This is a genomic window from Pseudomonas quebecensis, from assembly GCF_026410085.1.
Taxonomy (GTDB): Bacteria; Pseudomonadota; Gammaproteobacteria; order Pseudomonadales; family Pseudomonadaceae; genus Aquipseudomonas; species Aquipseudomonas quebecensis.
On the sequence record NZ_CP112866.1, the window covers coordinates 1,380,179 to 1,399,152 of the forward strand.

The 18,974-nt window shown below is 61.3% G+C and carries 16 protein-coding genes and 1 riboswitch; of the genes, 8 read left to right on the top strand and 8 right to left on the bottom strand.

Annotation, left to right across the window (positions count from 1 at the left end; all coding sequences use genetic code 11):
* The first annotated feature begins 20 nt into the window (after window positions 1–20).
* The 3 genes from relA to OSC50_RS06560 are packed head-to-tail and all read left to right on the top strand — an operon-like array spanning window position 21 to window position 3,680.
* The gene (gene relA, locus OSC50_RS06550; protein WP_181075962.1) at window positions 21–2,267 is read left to right on the top strand and encodes a GTP diphosphokinase; all 2,247 of its coding nucleotides are present in this window, start codon (window positions 21–23) and stop codon (window positions 2,265–2,267) included.
* Between the two features lie 8 nt (window positions 2,268–2,275).
* Window positions 2,276–3,109, top strand: coding sequence for a nucleoside triphosphate pyrophosphohydrolase (mazG, locus tag OSC50_RS06555; RefSeq protein ID WP_266247503.1), 834 nt, complete (start codon window positions 2,276–2,278; stop codon window positions 3,107–3,109).
* Window positions 3,110–3,134: 25 nt separating this feature from the next.
* Window positions 3,135–3,680 carry a DUF2058 domain-containing protein gene (locus OSC50_RS06560; RefSeq protein ID WP_034114768.1) on the top strand — a complete coding sequence of 182 codons (546 nt, stop codon included), beginning with the start codon at window positions 3,135–3,137 and terminating at the stop codon, window positions 3,678–3,680.
* Between the two features lie 87 nt (window positions 3,681–3,767).
* On the opposite strand, the gene OSC50_RS06565 is transcribed toward OSC50_RS06560, so the two are convergent.
* The 7 genes from OSC50_RS06565 to purM all read right to left on the bottom strand — a co-directional run bounded on the left by OSC50_RS06565 (window position 3,768) and on the right by purM (window position 12,291).
* Window positions 3,768–5,888, bottom strand: a complete 2,121-nt coding sequence (locus OSC50_RS06565) for a TonB-dependent receptor (RefSeq protein WP_266246297.1) — start codon at window positions 5,886–5,888, stop codon at window positions 3,768–3,770.
* Window positions 5,885–7,111 carry an MFS transporter gene (locus OSC50_RS06570; RefSeq protein ID WP_253508801.1) on the bottom strand — a complete coding sequence of 409 codons (1,227 nt, stop codon included), beginning with the start codon at window positions 7,109–7,111 and terminating at the stop codon, window positions 5,885–5,887. Before OSC50_RS06570 ends, OSC50_RS06565 begins: the two co-directional genes overlap by 4 nt.
* Entirely contained in the window at window positions 7,101–9,026 is a 1,926-nt protein-coding gene (locus OSC50_RS06575; protein ID WP_266246296.1) for an IucA/IucC family protein, read from the bottom strand. The genes OSC50_RS06570 and OSC50_RS06575 overlap by 11 nt, the downstream gene beginning before the upstream one ends.
* 370 nt (window positions 9,027–9,396) lie before the next feature.
* Window positions 9,397–9,585 (bottom strand): hypothetical protein, encoded by a 189-nt coding sequence (locus OSC50_RS06580; RefSeq protein ID WP_266246295.1) that lies wholly within the window; start codon window positions 9,583–9,585, stop codon window positions 9,397–9,399.
* Between the two features lie 275 nt (window positions 9,586–9,860).
* Window positions 9,861–10,574 carry a DUF3108 domain-containing protein gene (locus OSC50_RS06585; RefSeq protein WP_181075953.1) on the bottom strand — a complete coding sequence of 238 codons (714 nt, stop codon included), beginning with the start codon at window positions 10,572–10,574 and terminating at the stop codon, window positions 9,861–9,863.
* An 8-nt stretch (window positions 10,575–10,582) separates the two neighbouring features.
* Window positions 10,583–11,233 (bottom strand): phosphoribosylglycinamide formyltransferase, encoded by a 651-nt coding sequence (gene purN / locus OSC50_RS06590; RefSeq protein WP_181075951.1) that lies wholly within the window; start codon window positions 11,231–11,233, stop codon window positions 10,583–10,585.
* Entirely contained in the window at window positions 11,233–12,291 is a 1,059-nt protein-coding gene (purM, locus tag OSC50_RS06595; RefSeq protein WP_181075949.1) for a phosphoribosylformylglycinamidine cyclo-ligase, read from the bottom strand. Before purM ends, purN begins: the two co-directional genes overlap by 1 nt.
* Before the next feature lie 356 nt (window positions 12,292–12,647).
* Here purM and OSC50_RS06600 point away from each other — a divergent pair, with 356 nt between their 5' ends.
* The 5 genes from OSC50_RS06600 (at window position 12,648) to OSC50_RS06620 (ending at window position 17,229) form a co-directional block, all read left to right on the top strand.
* A complete protein-coding gene (locus tag OSC50_RS06600) occupies window positions 12,648–13,679 on the top strand; it encodes a DUF2066 domain-containing protein (RefSeq protein ID WP_253508797.1) in 1,032 nt (343 codons plus the stop codon).
* A gap of 44 nt (window positions 13,680–13,723) precedes the next feature.
* Window positions 13,724–14,797 (top strand): AI-2E family transporter, encoded by a 1,074-nt coding sequence (locus OSC50_RS06605; RefSeq protein ID WP_181075946.1) that lies wholly within the window; start codon window positions 13,724–13,726, stop codon window positions 14,795–14,797.
* Between the two features lie 204 nt (window positions 14,798–15,001).
* Entirely contained in the window at window positions 15,002–15,706 is a 705-nt protein-coding gene (gene hda / locus OSC50_RS06610; RefSeq protein WP_025855817.1) for a DnaA regulatory inactivator Hda, read from the top strand.
* Between the two features lie 209 nt (window positions 15,707–15,915).
* A complete protein-coding gene (locus OSC50_RS06615; RefSeq protein ID WP_181075944.1) occupies window positions 15,916–16,545 on the top strand; it encodes a C40 family peptidase in 630 nt (209 codons plus the stop codon).
* Between the two features lie 144 nt (window positions 16,546–16,689).
* The gene (locus OSC50_RS06620) at window positions 16,690–17,229 is read left to right on the top strand and encodes a C40 family peptidase (protein ID WP_181075942.1); all 540 of its coding nucleotides are present in this window, start codon (window positions 16,690–16,692) and stop codon (window positions 17,227–17,229) included.
* Between the two features lie 47 nt (window positions 17,230–17,276).
* Here OSC50_RS06620 and OSC50_RS06625 read toward each other — a convergent pair whose 3' ends face one another.
* Window positions 17,277–18,590, bottom strand: coding sequence for a PQQ-dependent sugar dehydrogenase (locus tag OSC50_RS06625; protein WP_266246294.1), 1,314 nt, complete (start codon window positions 18,588–18,590; stop codon window positions 17,277–17,279).
* 99 nt (window positions 18,591–18,689) lie between these two features.
* Window positions 18,690–18,943: riboswitch (cobalamin riboswitch) on the top strand.
* Window positions 18,944–18,974: the final 31 nt, after the last annotated feature.

An 18,974-nucleotide genomic window follows, 5' to 3' on the forward strand; every position in this document is an offset into this window, starting at 1 on the left:
TCGTAGGGAAGGTAAGCAAGATGGTACAGGTGAGAGCACACCAGCCGATCAACACTGACGGCAGTATCAATCTCGAGGCATGGCTGGATCATGCGGTCAGTGTCGATCCGGCATTGGACCGTGAAGCCTTGAAGGCAGCCTGCGAGTTCGCCCGTGAGTCTGAACAACAGGACAACGCGGCGAAGAATCTGTGGGCCGAAGGCACTTCAAGTTTTCGCACCGGCCTTGAGATCGCCGAGATCCTCGCCGATCTCAAGCTGGACCAGGATTCGCTGATCGCCGCCGTGCTCTATCGCGGCGTGCGTGAAGGGCATATTCCATTGCCCACGGTCAGCCAGCGCTTCGGCGCAGTGGTGGCCAAGCTGATCGACGGCGTGCTGCGCATGGCCGCCATCAGCGCCAGCCTCAGTCCGCGCCAGTCGATGGTGCTGGGCACCCAGGGCCAGGTCGAGAACCTGCGCAAGATGCTGGTGGCGATGGTCGACGACGTGCGCGTGGCCCTGATCAAACTGGCCGAACGCACCTGTGCGATCCGTGCGGTCAAGACCGCCGACGACGAAAAGCGCAATCGCGTCGCCCGCGAGGTCTTCGATATCTACGCGCCCCTGGCGCACCGCCTGGGTATCGGCCATATCAAATGGGAGTTGGAGGACCTGTCCTTCCGCTACCTCGAACCCGATCAATACAAACAGATCGCCACGCTCCTGCATGAGCGGCGCCTGGACCGTGAGCGCTTTATCAGTGACGTGATGAGCCAACTGCGCGCCGAACTGCAGGCCACGGGCGTCGATGCCGACATCAGCGGTCGCGCCAAGCACATCTATTCCATCTGGCGCAAAATGCAGCGCAAGGGCCTGGCTTTTAGCCAGATCTACGACGTGCGCGCGGTGCGCGTGCTGGTGCCGGAAATGCGCGACTGCTACACCGCGCTGGGCATCGTCCACACGCTGTGGCGGCACATTCCCAAAGAGTTCGACGACTACATCGCCAACCCCAAGGAAAACGGCTACCGCTCGCTGCACACCGCGGTGATCGGCCCCGAGGGCAAGGTGCTGGAAGTGCAGATCCGCACCCACGCCATGCACGAAGAGGCAGAGCTGGGGGTGTGCGCGCACTGGCGCTACAAGGGCACCGACGTCAAGGCCGGCTCCAACCAGTACGAAGAGAAAATCTCCTGGCTGCGCCAAGTGCTGGAATGGCACGAAGAACTCGGCGACATCGGCGGCCTGGCCGAACAGCTGCGGGTGGATATCGAACCGGACCGGGTCTATATCTTCACCCCGGACGGCCATGCCATTGACTTGCCCAAGGGCGCCACGCCGCTGGACTTCGCCTACCGGGTGCACACCGAAATCGGCCACAACTGCCGGGGCGCCAAGATCAACGGGCGCATCGTGCCGCTCAACTACAGCCTGCAGACCGGTGAACAGGTCGAGATCATCACCAGCAAGCACGGTACGCCGAGCCGCGACTGGCTGAACCCGAACCTGGGCTACATCACCACGTCGCGGGCGCGGGCCAAGATTGTCCACTGGTTCAAACTGCAGGCCCGCGACCAGAACGTCGCTGCCGGCAAGACCCTGCTCGAACGCGAACTGGCGCGCCTGGGCCTGCCCCAGGTGGACTTCGACAAGCTGGCCGAAAAGGCCAACATGAAGATCGCCGAAGACATGTTCGCCGCCCTCGGTGCCGGCGACCTGCGCCTGGCGCAGCTGGTCAACCTGGCCCAGCAGTTGGTCGAGCCGGAACGCGGCAACGAACAACTGGAGCTGATCCCACGCAAAGCCACCGGCTACAAGCCTGGCAAGCGCGGCGATATCCAGATCCAGGGCGTGGGCAACCTGATGACGCAGATGGCCGGCTGCTGCCAACCGCTGCCGGGCGATGCCATCGTCGGCTATATCACTCAGGGCCGTGGCGTGAGCATTCACCGCCAGGACTGCGCCTCGGTGCTGCAGTTGGGCGGGCGCGAGCCGGAACGCATCATCCAGGTCAGTTGGGGGCCGGTGCCGGTGCTCACTTATCCGGTGGACATCGTGATCCGCGCCTACGACCGTTCGGGCTTGCTGCGCGACGTCTCGCAGGTGCTGCTCAACGAGCGGATCAACGTGCTGGCGGTCAACACCCGCTCGAATAAAGAGGACAACACCGCGCTGATGTCCCTGACCATCGAGATTCCCGGGCTGGATGCGCTGGGGCGGTTGCTGGGGCGGATTTCCCAGTTGCCGAACATCATCGAGACGCGGCGTAATCGCACGCCATCATGAGTAACCCGATGTACAGCCTCGAAGACCTGCTGCACTTGATGAATCGCCTGCGGGACCCGCAATACGGGTGCCCGTGGGATATCAAACAAACCTACGCGAGCATCGTCCCGCATACCCTCGAAGAAGCCTACGAAGTGGCCGATGCCATCGAGCGTGGCGACTTCGATCACCTGCAAGGCGAGCTCGGCGATCTACTGTTCCAGGTCGTGTACTACAGCCAGCTGGCGCGGGAAGAGCGGCGCTTTGAATTTGCCGGGGTGGTCGACAGCATCACGCGCAAGCTGATTCGGCGTCATCCCCATGTGTTCCCGAGCGGCGACCTGTATGCGCCGCTGGACGTTCCGCGACTCAGCGAAGACCAGGTCAAGGAGCGTTGGGAGCAGATCAAGGCCGAGGAGCGTGCGGAAAAGTCCGACGCACCGCAGCAGTTGTCGCTGCTCGATGACGTGCCCAACGCCTTGCCGTCCCTGTCCCGTGCCGCCAAGTTGCAGAAGCGCGCCAGCCAGGTCGGGTTCGACTGGCCGTCCGCCTTGCCGGTGGTCGACAACGTGCGCGAAGAGTTGGATGAAGTCCTCGAAGCCATGGCCGATAACGACCCGGCGGCCATTGCCGATGAAGTCGGCGACCTGCTGTTCGCGGCGGTCAACCTGGCCCGTCACCTCAAGGTCGACCCCGAAACCGCGCTGCGTGGCGCCAACGCCAAGTTCGAACGACGTTTCCGATTTATCGAACAGGCATTGCGCGAGACCCGGCGTCCCATGGAAGATTGCACCCTCGAAGAGTTGGACGCCCTGTGGGGCGAAGCCAAACGTCAGGAAAAGAACGTGTCCAGCTGCGGTTGAGCAGTTGCCTAAGTGAGTAAGCACCATGAGCCTTTCCCTTCGCGACCAGTTGCTTAAAGCAGGTCTGGTCAACCAAAAGCAGGCCAAACAGGTCGGCAAAGAGAAACAGAAGCAGCAACGCCTGGTCCACAAAGGCCAGGCCGAAGCCGACGACACCCAGGCGCGCCTGGCCCTTGAAGCCAAGGCGGAAAAGGTCAAGCGCGACCAGGAACTGAACCGTCAGCAGCAGGAAAAAGCCGAAGCCAAGGCCCGCGCGGCCCAGGTCAAGCAACTGATCGAAACCTCGCGCCTGCCCAAGTTGACCACCGAGGATTACTACAACTTCGTGGATGACAAGAAGGTCAAGCGCCTGTCGGTCAACACGCTGATGCGCAATAAACTGAGTAACGGCTCCCTGGCGATCGTGCACCACGGCGGCGGTTACGAAGTGATCCCGCGTGAAGCCGCGCTGAAGATTCAGGAACGCGCACCCGAGCGCATCGTGCAGCTCAATATCCTCACCGAGAGCCAGGTGCCGGACGAGGATGATCCATACGCGGCTTACCAGATCCCTGACGACCTGATGTGGTAAGCGGCGCGTCCCGCTGCAAACAACAAACCCCGCTCAATGGCGGGGTTTGTTTTTCTTCTTGAAGCGCTTTTACAAGGGGAGTTTCCCTCACCAATCCACGGCGTAACTCAAGCTGAACGTGCGCCCCTCTGCGTTCGGATAGGGCGCGCGCGCATTCGCCTGGGCAAACATGTTCTGGTAGTTGCGATTAGTCAGGTTGTAGACCGCGCCTTCGAGGCGCCCCACCGGCAACCGCACCGATCCCAGCAGATCGGCCAATGTGTAGCCCTTGATATCGCGACCGTTATTGTCCTTGAACGCGACGTCGTAGTCGGCCAGGCGCATACCTTGCAGGCGCAGGCTGTAGTCGCCGCGGTCATAGCCGATAAAGGCGGTAGTCTTGGCTGGCGCGATGCGCGTGGCCGGAAGGTCAATCCATTGGCCGTTCTGGCGCGTCTCGCCCTTGGCGTAGGCGTAGGTTCCGCCGACTGACCACTCATCGGTAACGTTATACGTCAGGCTGGTTTCGATACCGCGCACGCGCTCTTTCTGGCTGACCAGGCGCAGCACACGGTCGTTGGCGTCGTAGAACTGTGTGACGTCCGAGGTGTTTTCATACGCGGTGACATTGGCCAGCCATTTGTCCCAATTGCCACGCCAGCCCAGCTCGTAGCTGTCGACTTTCAGCGCCTGGGCGTTGAGGTTCTGGATATCGTATCGACTGCTCACGTCACGCAGGAAACGCTGGATATCCGGCAGGGAAAACCCCTGGCTGAAATTGACGAACACATCCTGGTTTTCGCTCAGGTGGTACACCGCGCCCAGGTTGTAGAGGGTGTCGTCATACTTGAGGGTGCCCCCCGGCAGTGTCGCGCGATTGCCGGTCTGCACGATTTCGCCGTAGGCGATGCTGTCGTCCACATCGCTTTCGATCCATTCGCGGCGCACACCACCGCGTAGGGTCCAGTCATCAATGTCGTAGGACAGCTGCCCGAAGATGGCTTTGGTAGTGGTCTGGATGTCCGGGCCCAACTCGAAGGTAGTGCCGGTCTTGGTGTAGGTCAGGCCATTGACCCGGTACTGGTCACCGCGTTGGCGGGATGTCTCGTGATCGTAATCCGCGCCCCACACCAGGTTGCCGGTGGCGGGGCCGATGTCCGGCATTTGCGTGTCGATGGCGGCGCGTAGGCCGTACACGTCCTGCACGCTGTTATTGTCCGATACCCCGGCGCGGCCTCGAGACAGGTCCGGGAAGAACAGCGCGTCGGCGCGGCGCCAGTAACTTTCCACCTGCAGGCCCTGACCGTAGAAGTCCAGGTCGGTGTAGTTGAGGTTGACGGCCTGGTTGTGGGTGGACGGCTGGTCGTCCAGGTCCAGGCCTTTGACCGCAACAGCAGTGCTGGTGATGCGTGGGTTCTTGGTGTAGCGGGTATCCTGTTCGTCCTTGTAGTCCTGCAGCGACAGGCTGATCTTTTTATCGTCATCCAACTCGTAGCCGAAACGGCCTTGCAGGTCGTAGGTGTCGGTGTCCATGTTGCTGCCCTGGGACGTGTCCTGGGGGATGCGCTTGCCGTTGCCGTCGAACTGGTCGTTGCGTTGCACGGTATTGGCGGACAAATACCAGTCCGCCGGGCCCTGGCGGCCGGTGGCGCTCTGGAATGCCTCGTAGGCAAAGCCTTTATGGTTGAAATTGTTGCCGGAGGTCATGCCGATTTTGCTGCTGAACGCCAGGTCCTCACCTTTGTTGCGCTTGGTGATGATGTTGATGATGCCGCCGGAGGCCCCCGCACCGTAGACACTGCTGGCGCCGGAAATTACTTCGATACGCTCGATGCTCTCCGGCGCCACGCTGTTGAGCTGGCGGAAGTTGTCGCGCGTGGCGTTCTGGGACACGCCGTCGATCAGGATCAGTGTATTGCGCCCGCGCAGTGTCTGGCCGAAGTTACTCATTCCGCCGCTGGAAGGGGCGATGCCCGGCACCAACTGCCCGAGGATGTCCGCGACCCGGCGCCCGGCGCCCGTTTGCTGACGGATCTGCGCTTCGTCGATGACCTGCACCGAGCCCGGGATCGCCGCGATGCTGGTTTCATTGCGCGTGGCCGAGACCACGGTTGCCTGCAACTGCAGGTTAGTGGGAGCTGCCTGGGTTTGCTCCGCGGTATCGGCCCAGGCAGCATTGCTGAGTGAGCCGAGGAAGGGCAGTAGAAGTGCCAAGTGTGGTTTATTCATGACCTTGCCTTTGAGTTATTAGAAGTATTGACAGAAAAATCGGACGGCTCAGGCGCGCGCGCCAGCCCGCGGATCCCCCGGATGCCCACGGCCGCCACGGCATAGGTGAGCGCGACCAGCCAGAAGCTGTGCGCCAGGCCCACCATCCCCATGCCGATACCACCGATCAGCGCGCCACACAGCGCGCCGGCCTTGGCGGCGCTATTACCCAGCCCAAGGGCAAACCCTTGCTGGCTGGGGGGCACGGTGCTGGCGATTAACGTATAAGCGACAGGCAGCAATGCGCCTTGCCATACGCCCCACAGCAGCCGGCTGGCGAGGAACCCCAGCCACTCGCTGGCCATGGCGGTGAATGCCAGCGTCAGGGCACAGGCCCACGTGACCCATTCGATGGTGCGCAGCGTATGCGCCGGTGGGTGCCGGTCGAACAGGCGACCCCACAGCGGCGCGGAAAGCGCCAGGGTGAGCGCGCTGGCGGCATAGCTGGCGCCAATCAACCACGCCGGCGCGTGCAGCACATCGGCCACGTACAGCGCATAGAACGGCTGCGGCATCATTTTGGCCGCCTGGATCAACACGATGATGCCAAGCATCGCGCCGAGCCAGCCCTTGGGCAGCGCGGCGCGGGTCGCGTTGCGCGCCGGTCGTGCGCGCGGTGCATCGCTGGGCAGCCACAGGCTTAGCGCTGCGCAGAGCAGGCAGACCGCAGTGGCGCTGTAGCACAGCAGGGCGAACCCCGAGACGTCCATCAGCCAGCCGCCCAATACCGGGCCTGCCAGCGAACCCACGGCGGTCGCCGATTGCAGCCGCGCTAGGATGTGCCCGCGTCCGCCGTCGCCGCAGCACGCCAGGGCGTAGGCCTGGGCCGCTGCGATAAAGCCCGCCAACGCGCCTTGCACGACCCTGATTGCCACCAGCAACCAAGGATCCTGTGCGATCGCTGCCAGCGCCTGGCACACCGCCAGCGCCAGCAGCGCGCGCAGGATCATCGGCTTGTGACCGGTGCGGTCACCCAGGCGGCCCCACATCGGTGTCAGGAGCATCGCCGCCATCATCGGCCCGGCGTACACCAGAGATGACAGCAGCCCAGTGTAATGAGCATCGGCAACGCCGAGCAGTTTCTGGATTTGCAACGGCCAGAAAGGCCCGCTCATTTCCATGGCGCCCATCGACACCAACTGAATCATCACCAGCAACCGCAACGCCGTACGGTCAGAGCCCATTGGCGGCGGCACTCAGCGGATTGGGCAGCCGCCCGACAATATCGGCGTGGCTTTCCAACAGGCGCATGCGCATAAACGACTTGGCCGGCCATGCCTGCTCCAGCAGTGCTGCGCGTTCGGTCCGCCAGCGTTGGGGCTCGACCTGGTCGCGCAGCGCGTCGAAACACTGGCTGACCTGGGCTGACAGTTCATCCCACAGCTGCGCCTCGGGCATTTCGAAATGACGCGCGCTGAGCAGGACCAGCTCGCCCAAATGACACATGAAAACCGTGTGCAGCAACTTGTCGCGTACGAAGCTGGCGTCGTCGTACAAGGTCATTTTCGGGTCGTGCAGCTCAATGTCCAGACCCTGGCCATGCAAGGTCTTGCGGTCGATACGGATATCGCCGAAGTCGCGCAGCAACAGGCGGCTCAGTTGCCCGTCGTCGCTCATGACCATAAAGGAATTCTGCTGATGGGCCTCGAATGCGACGCCGTAGCGCAGGTACATGCCCAACAGCGCCGGCACCGTGATCGCGGCGTAATCACGGAAAAACGCGCGCATGCCTTGGGCATCGTCCCGGCCCTGGCTCAGGCGTACCCAGTGTCGCAGCAGCGGTTCGCCGTGCTGGTCGAGGGCGAACAGGCTGCCGACCGGCACAGCCATTTCCCCCGATTGCAGCTGGCTCAGCGGGTTATCGCGGTACAGCACGGCGAGGTGGCGGGAATGTTCGTCATTGGCCGGTTGCGGCTTGAAGTGCACGCCGATTCGCTCCGGTACGATGCTGAGCCGCTTGGAGATACCCGGCTCACGGGAAAGAATGCTCAACAATAACTCGCTGATACGCGGCCCCATACGCGCCGAACGTGGTGAAACGGTACGCTGCACGCTGGTCAGGCGCAGCGAGACTGGCAGCTTGACCATCGGTGCATCGCAGCGGCCGTCCGGCAATACGGTGCGAAAAGACATGGTGGGGTGGGCTGTAAACGCGACAATCTCGGTGAGCACCAGCAGCCGGTCGCTGATCTCATTGGCGAACAGCTGTGGCAACTCCTGGCGAGCCTGCCAGGGGTGAGCGGGCAGCGGTAGATAGTCGGCGGGTGCAAGGCCTTGCGCGGTCAGCACGTCGGCCAATTCCCGGGCGGCCTGGGGAAAATGCTGTTGCCACCACGGCCAGTAATCCGCAGAACCGGCCAGCGTTTCAACGTGTGCGTATTGACGGTGCAAGGCGCACAGCAACACCGGGAAGCGCGCTTCGAACTCCGGCGAGAACGCGATCACCTGCTCGGTGCTCAAGCCCAGTTTAGTTTTGTAGTTGGGGTGCCAGGGATGGCCCAGCGTGCCCCATTGCTCCAACACGCAGGTCGGGTTGGCGACCTGTGGATGCTGCTTGAGATAGCTGAGCAGGTTGCCCGCGTGGGCAGGTGGCATGGCGGCCTGAAGCTTCAGCGTCCAATGCGCGTGAAAGGCCAGGCACAGCGTGTCGTTCACGAAGCTGTCGTCAATTTCAGTGTTCAGACGATTCAGTACATCCGGCGCGGCAGGGGTTTGAAGCGTACTGTTGAGCAGCGTCAGCAATTGCGAGGGGAATTGCAGTTTGAGCGCCGGCTGACCCTCGCGCACATGCACGACGCGCCCGCGCAGGTCCCAGCTGGCCATACGGCCTGGACGCAGATGCTCGAAGCACAGGCGCGACTGGTCCGGCAACACCAGCCAGCAATGGCCATGACCGTCGTAGGTACAGGTGTCGGGAGCCAGCAGCGCTTCGCGGAACAGTGCCTGGAGCAGCCGTTGAAAGCTACGTTCAGCGGCGGGTTGCAAGGTGCCGGCAAGGTCTTCGAGGGTGATGTGATTCGCCTGGAAGGTCGAGGTGGCCAGTGCTTCGCTCCACCGTGCGAGCAGGGACGATTCAGGCGTCATGCTGTTTCCGTACATCAAGTCGAATTCCTTATCCTGGGTACTGAGTCGAAGGCGGCGCGATAGTATCGAGAACCATTATCAAATGTCTATTTTTTGTTACTCGAATAGACGCCCACGTTTATTCGCGCTTGGCTGGGGCGGGGTGTCTCAAGGCAACTGTGTCGCTTTGGAGGCGGGGAGGCGGGCTTGGGAGGCTCTGGAATGGGCCTGTTCAGGTTTTTTAACGCAGCCCGTAGTACGTAGATGCAATTTTTGTAAGACGTGTCTGGTTTTATACGGTGATTAAAAAGTACCGTCTTGACCACGCAAAACCCCGCTCGAAGGCGGGGTTTTGTTTCGCAGGTGCTCCGTGTCGTGGACGCAGCGCCTGCGCACTTTCAGCGGTTCAGGCGTTTTGTGCCTGGCGTCTCATCTCAAGGGTTTCGAGCTCGTTCTTGTAGTTCTGAGCGTCGCTCTCGTTGTGAAACATGCCGACCAGCAGGTCTTGTTGGTGTACATCCCAGATGTGAATCCCATGGCCCAAGGCTTCGTGGGACATATGTGCATCGTCGCGTTCAGTTACTTTTACAGTCATCTGCTTGCTCCAATCTCTGGTGGATCTGCGGCAAGTCGTCGCAGGCCTTCGTTATATGTTTTGTTAGCTTGCTAAGTAAACCGGTTTTGCCTGCAACAATTCATTGCGTCATACGCAACAATGCTGCAGGCCAGATAAACCAAGGCGTTGCGGTTCAGAGCGCTGGGTTAGATGACGAAAGTTTCATGTGCAAAGGCTTATCGCACGGGTGCGAGCGACAAAACCCAGGCGAAAAAAAGCCCCGCATTTGCGGGGCTCCTGGTCTTGCGTTTGGATCAGCTGCCTTTGACCTCTTTACCGTCAACTTTGCCGTCCTGCAGCATGATGTTGTATTCCTTGCCGTCGGTCTCGACCTGGCGCAGGGCAACCAGGATGCCGCCCTGGTCCTTGGCAAACCACATCTGCGTGATGCGCTTGCTTTGCGTCGGATCACGCACGCGCTCGACTTTGATCGCGTCGATGGCGCCGACCTTGGTCTGTACTTTTTCCGGGCCGATTACACGGAAGTCATAGGTGTCGACGTCGGTGCCTTCCACCACGTTGTAGCTCATGCTCTTTTTGCCGGCGGCGACGTCACGCTGCAGGGCCAACTGGTAGGTCGACTTATCGAGCATGCCGCTTTGCAGGGGCACATTGACCGCGTCCTTGTTTTCAAAGCCGGTGACTTTCTTGGTCGCCTGGTCGAAGTCCAGGTTGATTTTCTTGGCCTTGCCCAGGCCGCCGCGTTCGAAGGTGTAGCTCTTCGGTTGCAGGCTGTCCTTGTCAAACAGGATCACGCTGGTTTCGGTCAGGCTGGCGATCATCATCGAGGCCTTGAAGTTCAAGGTCCACGTGCCGTCTGGGTTCTTGGTCAGGCTGCGTTCGGCCGAACCACTCATGGGCAACTGTTTCCAGTCAGCGGTATAGCTTACGGAGAAGGGATGAAGGTCTGCCGCTTGCACGGCAGGCAAGGCGAATAGCGCAAAAGCGAAGAGCAAGGCGCGACGCATAAAATCTCCTAGGTTCGAATCAAGTGGCCGCTGGCCGCGAGTAACTGACCGTCCAATAATGCACCCTGGTCACCGAGAATCAACCGCCCCTCGGCAAACCAGCGAACCGCCAGCGGGTAAATCCTGTGTTCCTGGGTGTGAACCCGTTGCGCAAGCGTCTGCGCCGAGTCGTCAGACTCTACCGGAACCACTGCCTGTACGACCAGAGGGCCGCCATCGAGTTCCTCGGTGACGAAGTGCACGCTGCAGCCATGCTCGCGGTCACCGGCGTCGAGGGCACGCTGATGGGTATGCATGCCCTTGTATTTGGGCAGCAGGGAAGGGTGGATATTCAGCAGGCGTCCGGCGTAATGGCGCACGAAATCGCCGCTGAGGATGCGCATGAAGCCGGCCAGTACCACCAGCTTGGGGTTGAAGGCGTCGATCAGTTCGACCAGGGCGCGGTCGAAGGCCTCGCGGCCGTCGAACGCCTTGTGATCCAGCGAGCGGGTTTCGATCCCCGCATCCCTGGCGCGTTGCAGGCCGTAGGCGTCGCTGCGGTTGGAAATCACCGCAGCGATGCGCACCGGGCTGTCGCCGGTGCGCGTGCTGTCGATCAGGGCCTGCAAGTTACTGCCGGTGCCGGAGAGTAGCACCACGACATCACAGGTTGCAGGCATCAGTGCGCCTTAAGGTTCTTCAGTTCAACCTGAGCCGCGCCTTGCGCAGCGGTGGCGATCTGGCCGATGACCCAAGGCTGCTCGCCGGCTTCGCGCAATACGTTCAGCGCGGTTTCCACATGTTCCTGCGCCACGCAGATGACCATGCCTACGCCGCAGTTCAACACGCGGTGCATTTCGGTCTCGTTGACGTTGCCTTTTTCCTGCAGCCAGTCGAACACCGCAGGGCGCTGCCAGCTGGCCACGTCGACGATGGCCTGGGCGCCTTTTGGCAGTACGCGCGGGATGTTGTCCAGCAGGCCGCCGCCGGTGATGTGGGCCATGGCTTTTACCGCGCCGGTGTCCTTGATCAGCTTGAGCAGTGGCTTGACGTAGATGCGGGTTGGCGCCATCAGCAGGTCGGTCAGCGGTTTGCCGTCGAGCTGGGTGTTTTCGATGTCGGCACCGGACACTTCGATGATCTTGCGGATCAGCGAGTAGCCGTTGGAGTGAGGACCGGAGGATGGCAGGGCGAGGAGGGCGTCGCCGGCGGCCACTTTGGAGCCGTCGATGATGTCGGCTTTTTCCACCACGCCGACGCAGAAACCGGCCAGGTCGTAGTCTTCGCCTTCGTACATGCCCGGCATTTCAGCGGTTTCGCCGCCCACCAGGGAGCAACCCGCCAGCTCGCAGCCGGCGCCGATGCCGGTGACCACTTGTGCCGCGGTGTCCACGTTCAGCTTACCGGTGGCGTAGTAGTCGAGGAAGAACAGCGGCTCGGCGCCACACACCACCAGGTCGTTGACGCACATGGCTACCAGGTCGATGCCGATGCTGTCGTGCTTGTTCAGGTTCAGGGCCAGACGCAGCTTGGTGCCCACGCCGTCGGTGCCGGACACCAGCACAGGCTGCTTGTAGCCGGCCGGGATTTCGCAGAGGGCGCCAAAACCGCCCAGGCCGCCCATGACTTCAGGGCGCGCAGTGCGCTTGGCGACGCTCTTGATGCGTTCGACCAATGCTTCACCGGCGTCGATGTCTACACCGGCGTCCTTGTAGCTCAGGGAGGGTTGCTTGCTCATGATCCAGGCCTTTAGGGGGGATTTCTGGGTAACGACCGGGCGGGCGGGGGCGTTTGAAAAAGAGGCCCAGCCGTTGACGGTCTGCGAAGGCGCGCGATTTTATCAGGCTTGCGGGGCAGCGGCCATCCTCGGGCCGACGGGCAGGGCCATATCGACTAAAAAAGCGGATTAAAAAATGCTAATCGGCTCGGCTTCAGCGCGTATTAAGGTATAGCCTTGAATCCGCTAGTACTGTGACAGTACGAAAACTTACCGAGACCCCGCGAATGTTTCACCGGTTGCCATGGTCACAGCCTGGCGAAACCGAGTTCGCGCGGTTTGTTCCAGCCGCTAAATCTGTCGTTCGGGAATCTTTCATGCGTCTGTGTAATGTGTTTTTTGTGGGCTGTTTGTCGTTGGTCAGCCTGGCGAGTCATGCCGAAACCCTCAATGGTCTTTATCAAGTACTTGAACCGGTCAGCAGCCAGTCGCCCCAGGAGCGCGACCAGGCCACCCAGCGCGCGGTGCAGACGCTGGTGATTCGCCTGACCGGCGATGCCAAGGCCGCCGAAGGGCCGGGCCTGGCGGCGGTGCGCAAAGACCCGCAGCAAATCATCAGCCAGTACGGCTACGACGCCGGTCCGCCGGAAAGCCTGCAGGTGGATTTCGACCCGGTGAGTACCGACCGCGCGTTGCGTGACGCGGGCCTGTCGATCTGGGGCAGCAATCGACCTTCGATCCTGGGCTGGTGGCTGAACGACTCCACCGAAGGCAGCAGCCTGGTCGGCGATGGCCAGGCCGTTGCCCAGGCCCTGCGCCGTGCAGCGCAACACCGCGGCTTGCCGCTGCGTCTGCCCATGGGCGATCTGGAAGAGCAAGTGGTGGCCACCGCGCCGAATCTGGAAAGCGCCGATGCCACGCCGTTGCGCGCCGCTTCCGAACGCTACGGTGCCGACGCCTTGCTGGCGGTGCACGCGCGTCAGGAAGGCAATCAATGGCAGGCCAAGTGGCGCCTGTGGTTGGGCGACAAGGCCGAGCAGGGCACCGCCCAAGGCACAGACACCGCTGCGCTGGCGGATGCGGTGATGCTGGCGGTCAGCCAGAAGCTGGCGCCGCGCTTTGCGGTCAAGCCGGGTGTCAGCACTGAGCAGTTACTGGAGGTGCAGGGCATGAATCTGGAGCGCTATGCGACCCTGGGGCATCTGCTGGAGCCATTTGGCGCTCAGCCGCTGCTGGTTGATGGCAATCGCATTGTGTATCGCGTCAACGGCAACGCCGAGCAGTTGCGCACCCAGTTGAGCCTGGGCAAGTTGCAGGAGATTGCGGCAGGTGAAGCGCAGCCTGTGGGCGATGGAACGCCACCGGCCAGCGCATCCGAACCCCAGGCGCAACTGCGGTTTCGCTGGTAAATGTTCTTCCTTATATAGATAGAAGCAAATAAATGGAGTGGTTTATGGCGGATACGCGTCGTTGGGTGTGGCTTGGCGGGATCGTCCTGCTGTGCGTTTTTGTGTTTTTGCTGCATTCGATCCTGACGCCGTTCCTGGTCGCGTTGCTGTTGGCCTATCTGTTCGATCCGGTGGTGGATCGCCTGGAGAAGGCTGGCCTGTCGCGCACGCTCGGTGTTGTCACGGTGTTCGCGCTGTTCACCTTGATCATCACGGCTCTGGTGCTGGTGCTGGTGCCGATGCTGGTCAAGCAGTTGTACCGGCTGTACGAACTGGCACCGCAAATGCTCGACTGGCTGCAGCACACCGCGATGCCGTGGGCCCAGGCCAAGCTGGGGCTTTCGGATGGCTTCTGGAAGTTCGACAAGGTCAAGGCGGCGATCAGCGAACATATGGGCCAGACCGGCGACATCGTCGGGGTGGTACTCAGCCAGGCCACGGCGTCCGGCCTCGCATTGATCGGCTGGTTGACCAACCTGGTGCTGATTCCGGTGGTGGCGTTTTACCTGCTGCGTGACTGGGACATCATGATGGCCAAGGTCCGCAGCCTGCTGCCGCGTGACCGCGAAGAGCGCATTGTGTCCCTGGCCGAAGAGTGCCATGAAGTCCTGGGTGCGTTCGTGCGGGGCCAGTTACTGGTGATGCTGGCACTGGGGATTATCTATGCCGCAGGCTTGATGGCTATTGGCCTGGAGCTGGGTCTGTTGATCGGCCTGATTGCCGGTCTGGCCGCCATCGTGCCGTACATGGGGTTCGTCATCGGGATCGGCGCGGCCCTGGTGGCGGGTCTTTTCCAGTTTGGCGGTGACCTGTACCCGATGCTGGGCATTGTTGCTGTGTTTATGGTCGGCCAGGCCCTGGAAGGCATGGTGCTCACGCCCCTGCTGGTCGGTGACCGAATCGGTCTGCACCCGGTGGCGGTAATCTTCGCGATCCTGGCAGGAGGTGAGCTGTTCGGTTTCACCGGTATCCTGCTGGCGCTGCCGGTGGCGGCGGTGATCATGGTGCTGGTGCGCCATGCGCATGATCTCTACAAGGATTCGGATGTCTATACCGGGGTTGAAGACCCCGACCTGTAGTCGCTACGACCCACACCCGGCGCAACGCCGGGTGTGGCGTTCAGGCAGGCTTGGCGTCAAACAATTCGCGTAAAACCAACGGGTTAACGCAAACCTTTGATTTTGCTTGGGGTCTGCTGCATTGTGCGCCCGACGTCACGGGTATAAACTTCGCAAACTTTTCACAGAGGCCACTAACGGTTCGATGGGAGCCGTTCAGTCAGCATGAAACCGATTCAGCTGCCCTTGGGTGTGCGTCTGCGTGACGACGCCACCTTCATCAATTACTACCCAGGCGCCAACGCCGCTGCACTCGGCTATGTCGAGCGGCTCTGCGAAGCCGACGCCGGGTGGACTGAAAGCCTGATTTATCTGTGGGGCAAGCACGGCGTGGGGCGTACTCATCTGTTGCAGGCCGCGTGCCTGCGTTTCGAACAGATGGGCGAGCCGGCGGTGTACTTGCCGCTGGCTGAGTTGATGGATCGCGGTATCGGGATTTTCGACCACCTCGAGCAATACGAGCTGGTGTGCCTGGACGACCTGCAGGCCATCGCCGGCAAAGCGGATTGGGAAGAGGCACTGTTCCATCTGTTCAACCGCCTGCGTGACAGCGGCAGGCGCCTGTTGATTGCGGCTTCGACTTCGCCGCGGGAATTACCGATAAAACTCGCCGACCTCAAATCGCGCCTGACCCTGGCGCTGATCTTCCAGATGCGCCCTCTGTCCGATGAAGACAAATTGCGCGCGTTGCAACTACGCGCCTCGCGTCGCGGTCTGCACCTGACCGATGAAGTCGGGCACTTTATTCTGACCCGGGGTACCCGCAGCATGAGCGCGCTGTTCGATCTGCTTGAACAGCTCGACCAGGCCTCATTGCAGGCGCAAAGAAAATTGACGATCCCTTTTCTCAAAGAGACGTTGGGTTGGTAACTCGTTGATTTTCAATGTTTCGACATTTTACAGGCGTCAGAAAACCTGCGTTTAAGCCCGGTGAGCTAAGCAATTTTGTCGATAAATGGAATTACGGCTTAGATGTCAGCGTCTAATCGCCAAGTCACAAAAGCCACGATTGAATTTGCAAATCGATGTGATAGAGGGCATAGTCGCGGCTTCTTTATCCATCAGCCACGGTCGTGCCCATGCTAAATCGCTTCGCACCCCTCGTGCCTCTCGCACTCGTTACCCTGTTGTTTGGTTGCGCGTCCCACCCTCAACAGGTGGCGGAACAGCAGAAACCACAGGTTCAAAACCAGGCAAAATTCGTCGCAGCCCAGTCCTCCACTGTTTATGAGGAAGAAGTGGCGACCGAAAAGGAACTGGCCGACTTCTCCGGCAACAAGCCTTACCAGCTTCCAGTTCTGGCCGACAGCATCCTTGAACGCGGCATGTCCCTGATCGGTACTCGCTACCGTTTCGGCGGCACCTCGGAAGCCGGTTTCGATTGCAGCGGCTTTATCGGTTATCTGTTCCGTGAAGAGGCCGGCATGAATCTGCCGCGTTCGACGCGTGAAATGATCAACGTTAATGCACCGCTGGTCGCGCGTAACAACCTCAAGCCCGGCGATCTGCTTTTCTTCAGTACCAGTGGTCGTGGCCGCGTAAGCCACGCCGGTATCTACCTGGGCGATAACCAGTTTATTCACTCCAGCAGCCGTCGCAGTGGCGGTGTCCGAGTCGACAGCCTGGGTGACAGCTACTGGAGCAAAACCTTCATCGAGGCCAAGCGTGCCCTGGCGATGGCTCCGACCACGGTTACCGCCAGCAAGTAAAGTTAAAGTGATACTTGAAGTTTGACGTGTAAGCGCTAGAATCCCTGGACATTGTTGTAATCCGTTCGCGCGAGCCTTGCTCGCGCGTTCTGGTTTTCAACGTTCGGCAGCGAAAGCCGCATCCAGACCAGGATTGTTCTGCACATGTCGACCTCGGCCCGCCTGATTCTTATCCTCTGCGCCGCGCTGATCAGCGCCTGCGCCAACCGGCCACCGCCCGCGCCTGTTGCGGTCAAGCCCAAGCCGGTCTTCACCTATACCACCCAGAATGACTCGCCTGTCGCCGAAGACGTGCTGTTTCGCGCGCTCGGCCTGGTCGGCACGCCTTATCGCTGGGGCGGCAACACACCCGATTCAGGCTTTGATTGCAGCGGCCTGATCGGCTTCGTGTTCCGCGACGCCGCCGGCATTTCCCTGCCTCGCACTACTCGAGAGCTGATCGGCATGCGTGCGCAGGACGTCAGCGCGCAGAACCTGCAGACCGGTGATCTGTTGTTCTTTGCCACCGGCGCAGGCTCCCAAGTCAGCCATGCCGGCATCTACGTGGGCGAAGGCCGCTTTGTGCACGCCCCGCAAACGGGCGGCACGGTAAAGCTGGACACCTTGTCCAAGGCGTATTGGCAGAATGCTTACTTGAGTGCCAAGCGCGTATTGCCGGCTGAGCATCTGGCGCGCAATCCCTGAATCCGCTGTGGGAGGGTGCAACGCCCTCCCACAGGTTTTCACAGCGCCTATCGAGCGGCCGACACCCGCCACACCTTATTCCCGACATCATCGGCCACCAGCAAATCGCCTTGCCGATCAATCACCACGCCCACCGGCCGGCCCATGGCTTTCTCATCTTTATCGAGGAAGCCGGTCAGTACATCCAGCGGTTGCCCTTTGGGCTGGCCGCCCTCGAATGGCACGAAGATCACTTTGTAGCCGCTGTGGGGTTTGCGGTTCCACGAGCCGTGCTGGCCGATAAAGGCGCCGTTGCTGTAGGCGGCTGGCAACTTGCTGCCGTCGGCGAAGGTCAGGCCCAAAGAGGCGGTATGTGGCCCTACCGCGTAATCCGGGGCGATGGCCTTGGCCACCAGGTCCGGGTTCTGCGGCGTGACGCGTTCGTCCACGTGCTGGCCGTAGTAGCTGAAAGGCCAGCCATAGAAAGCGCCGTCCTTGACCGAGGTGATGTAGTCCGGCACCAGGTCGCTGCCAATTTCGTCGCGCTCATTCACTGCGGTCCACAACTTGCCGCTCTGGGGTTCCCACGCCATGCCGTTGGGGTTGCGCAAGCCTGAGGCGAAGAGGCGGTGCTGGCCGCTGGCGCGGTCGACTTCCCAGATCGCGGCGCGGCCCTGTTCGGCCTCCAGGCCGTTTTCGCCGACGTTGCTGTTGGAGCCCACACTCACATACAACTGGTTGCCATCCTTGCTGGCCACCACGTTTTTCGTCCAATGGTGATTCAGCGGGCCGCCCGGCAGGTCCACGACTTTAGTGCCGGCTTGGTTGATCGCGGTTTCACCTGGCTGGTAGGGGAAACGCAGCAGTTTGTCCGAGTCGGCCACGTACAAGTCATTGCCCACCAGCGTCATGCCGAACGGCGAATTGAGGTTCTCCAGGAACACCGTACGGGTTTCGGCCACGCCGTCGTGGTCGGCATCGCGCAGCAGGGTGATGCGGTTCGGGCTGGGTACACCGGCGCCTGCGCGACTCATGACTTTTTCCATTACCCAGCCACGCACCCCCTTCGAATCGTCCGGCTTGGGCGGCGCATTGGTTTCAGCTACCAGCACGTCGCCATTGGGCAATACGTACAGCCAGCGCGGGTGGTCCAGGCCTTCGGCAAAAGCACTCACCTGCAGGCCGGGTGCTGCGGTGGGCTTGACGCCCTCGGGCCAGCCGATGGCAGGGGCGATATTGACGGTGGGGATCAGCGTCTTGTTCGGTTCCGGCAGCTTAGGCGATGGCCCGGTGCCGTCGCTGATCTGCAACGTGGAGCTTTCGCCACAGGCGGCAAGAGTGCCGGCGAGCATGATCAGTAAGGCGAGTCTGGTTTTATGCATGGTGTTCTCCTTGATACCTTTAGGGATAGAGGAGGGCGCGGGTGCGATGGTTCAAGTACAAGGCCGGCTTTAATTGACGCTCCACCCCCAACCCACTAACCTTCGCGGCTTGTTTCAGGTGCTCTGTGACCCAAGGGTCGACGGAGTGAAACAGGGAAGCCGGTGAGTGAGCGCACTTAGACACAGTGCTGCCGCAATTCCGGCGCTGCCCCCGCAACGGTAAATGAGTCAAGACGCTGCCTTTGGCCACTGTATCGCATGCGATATGGGAAGGCGCAGCGTGGGTCCGCTCCTGGTTCGCCAGGGTACGGCCACTTATGAGCCCGGAGACCGGCCTGGACCATTCAACAGCATCACGGTGGGCGATGCTTGGCTGTCTGATTG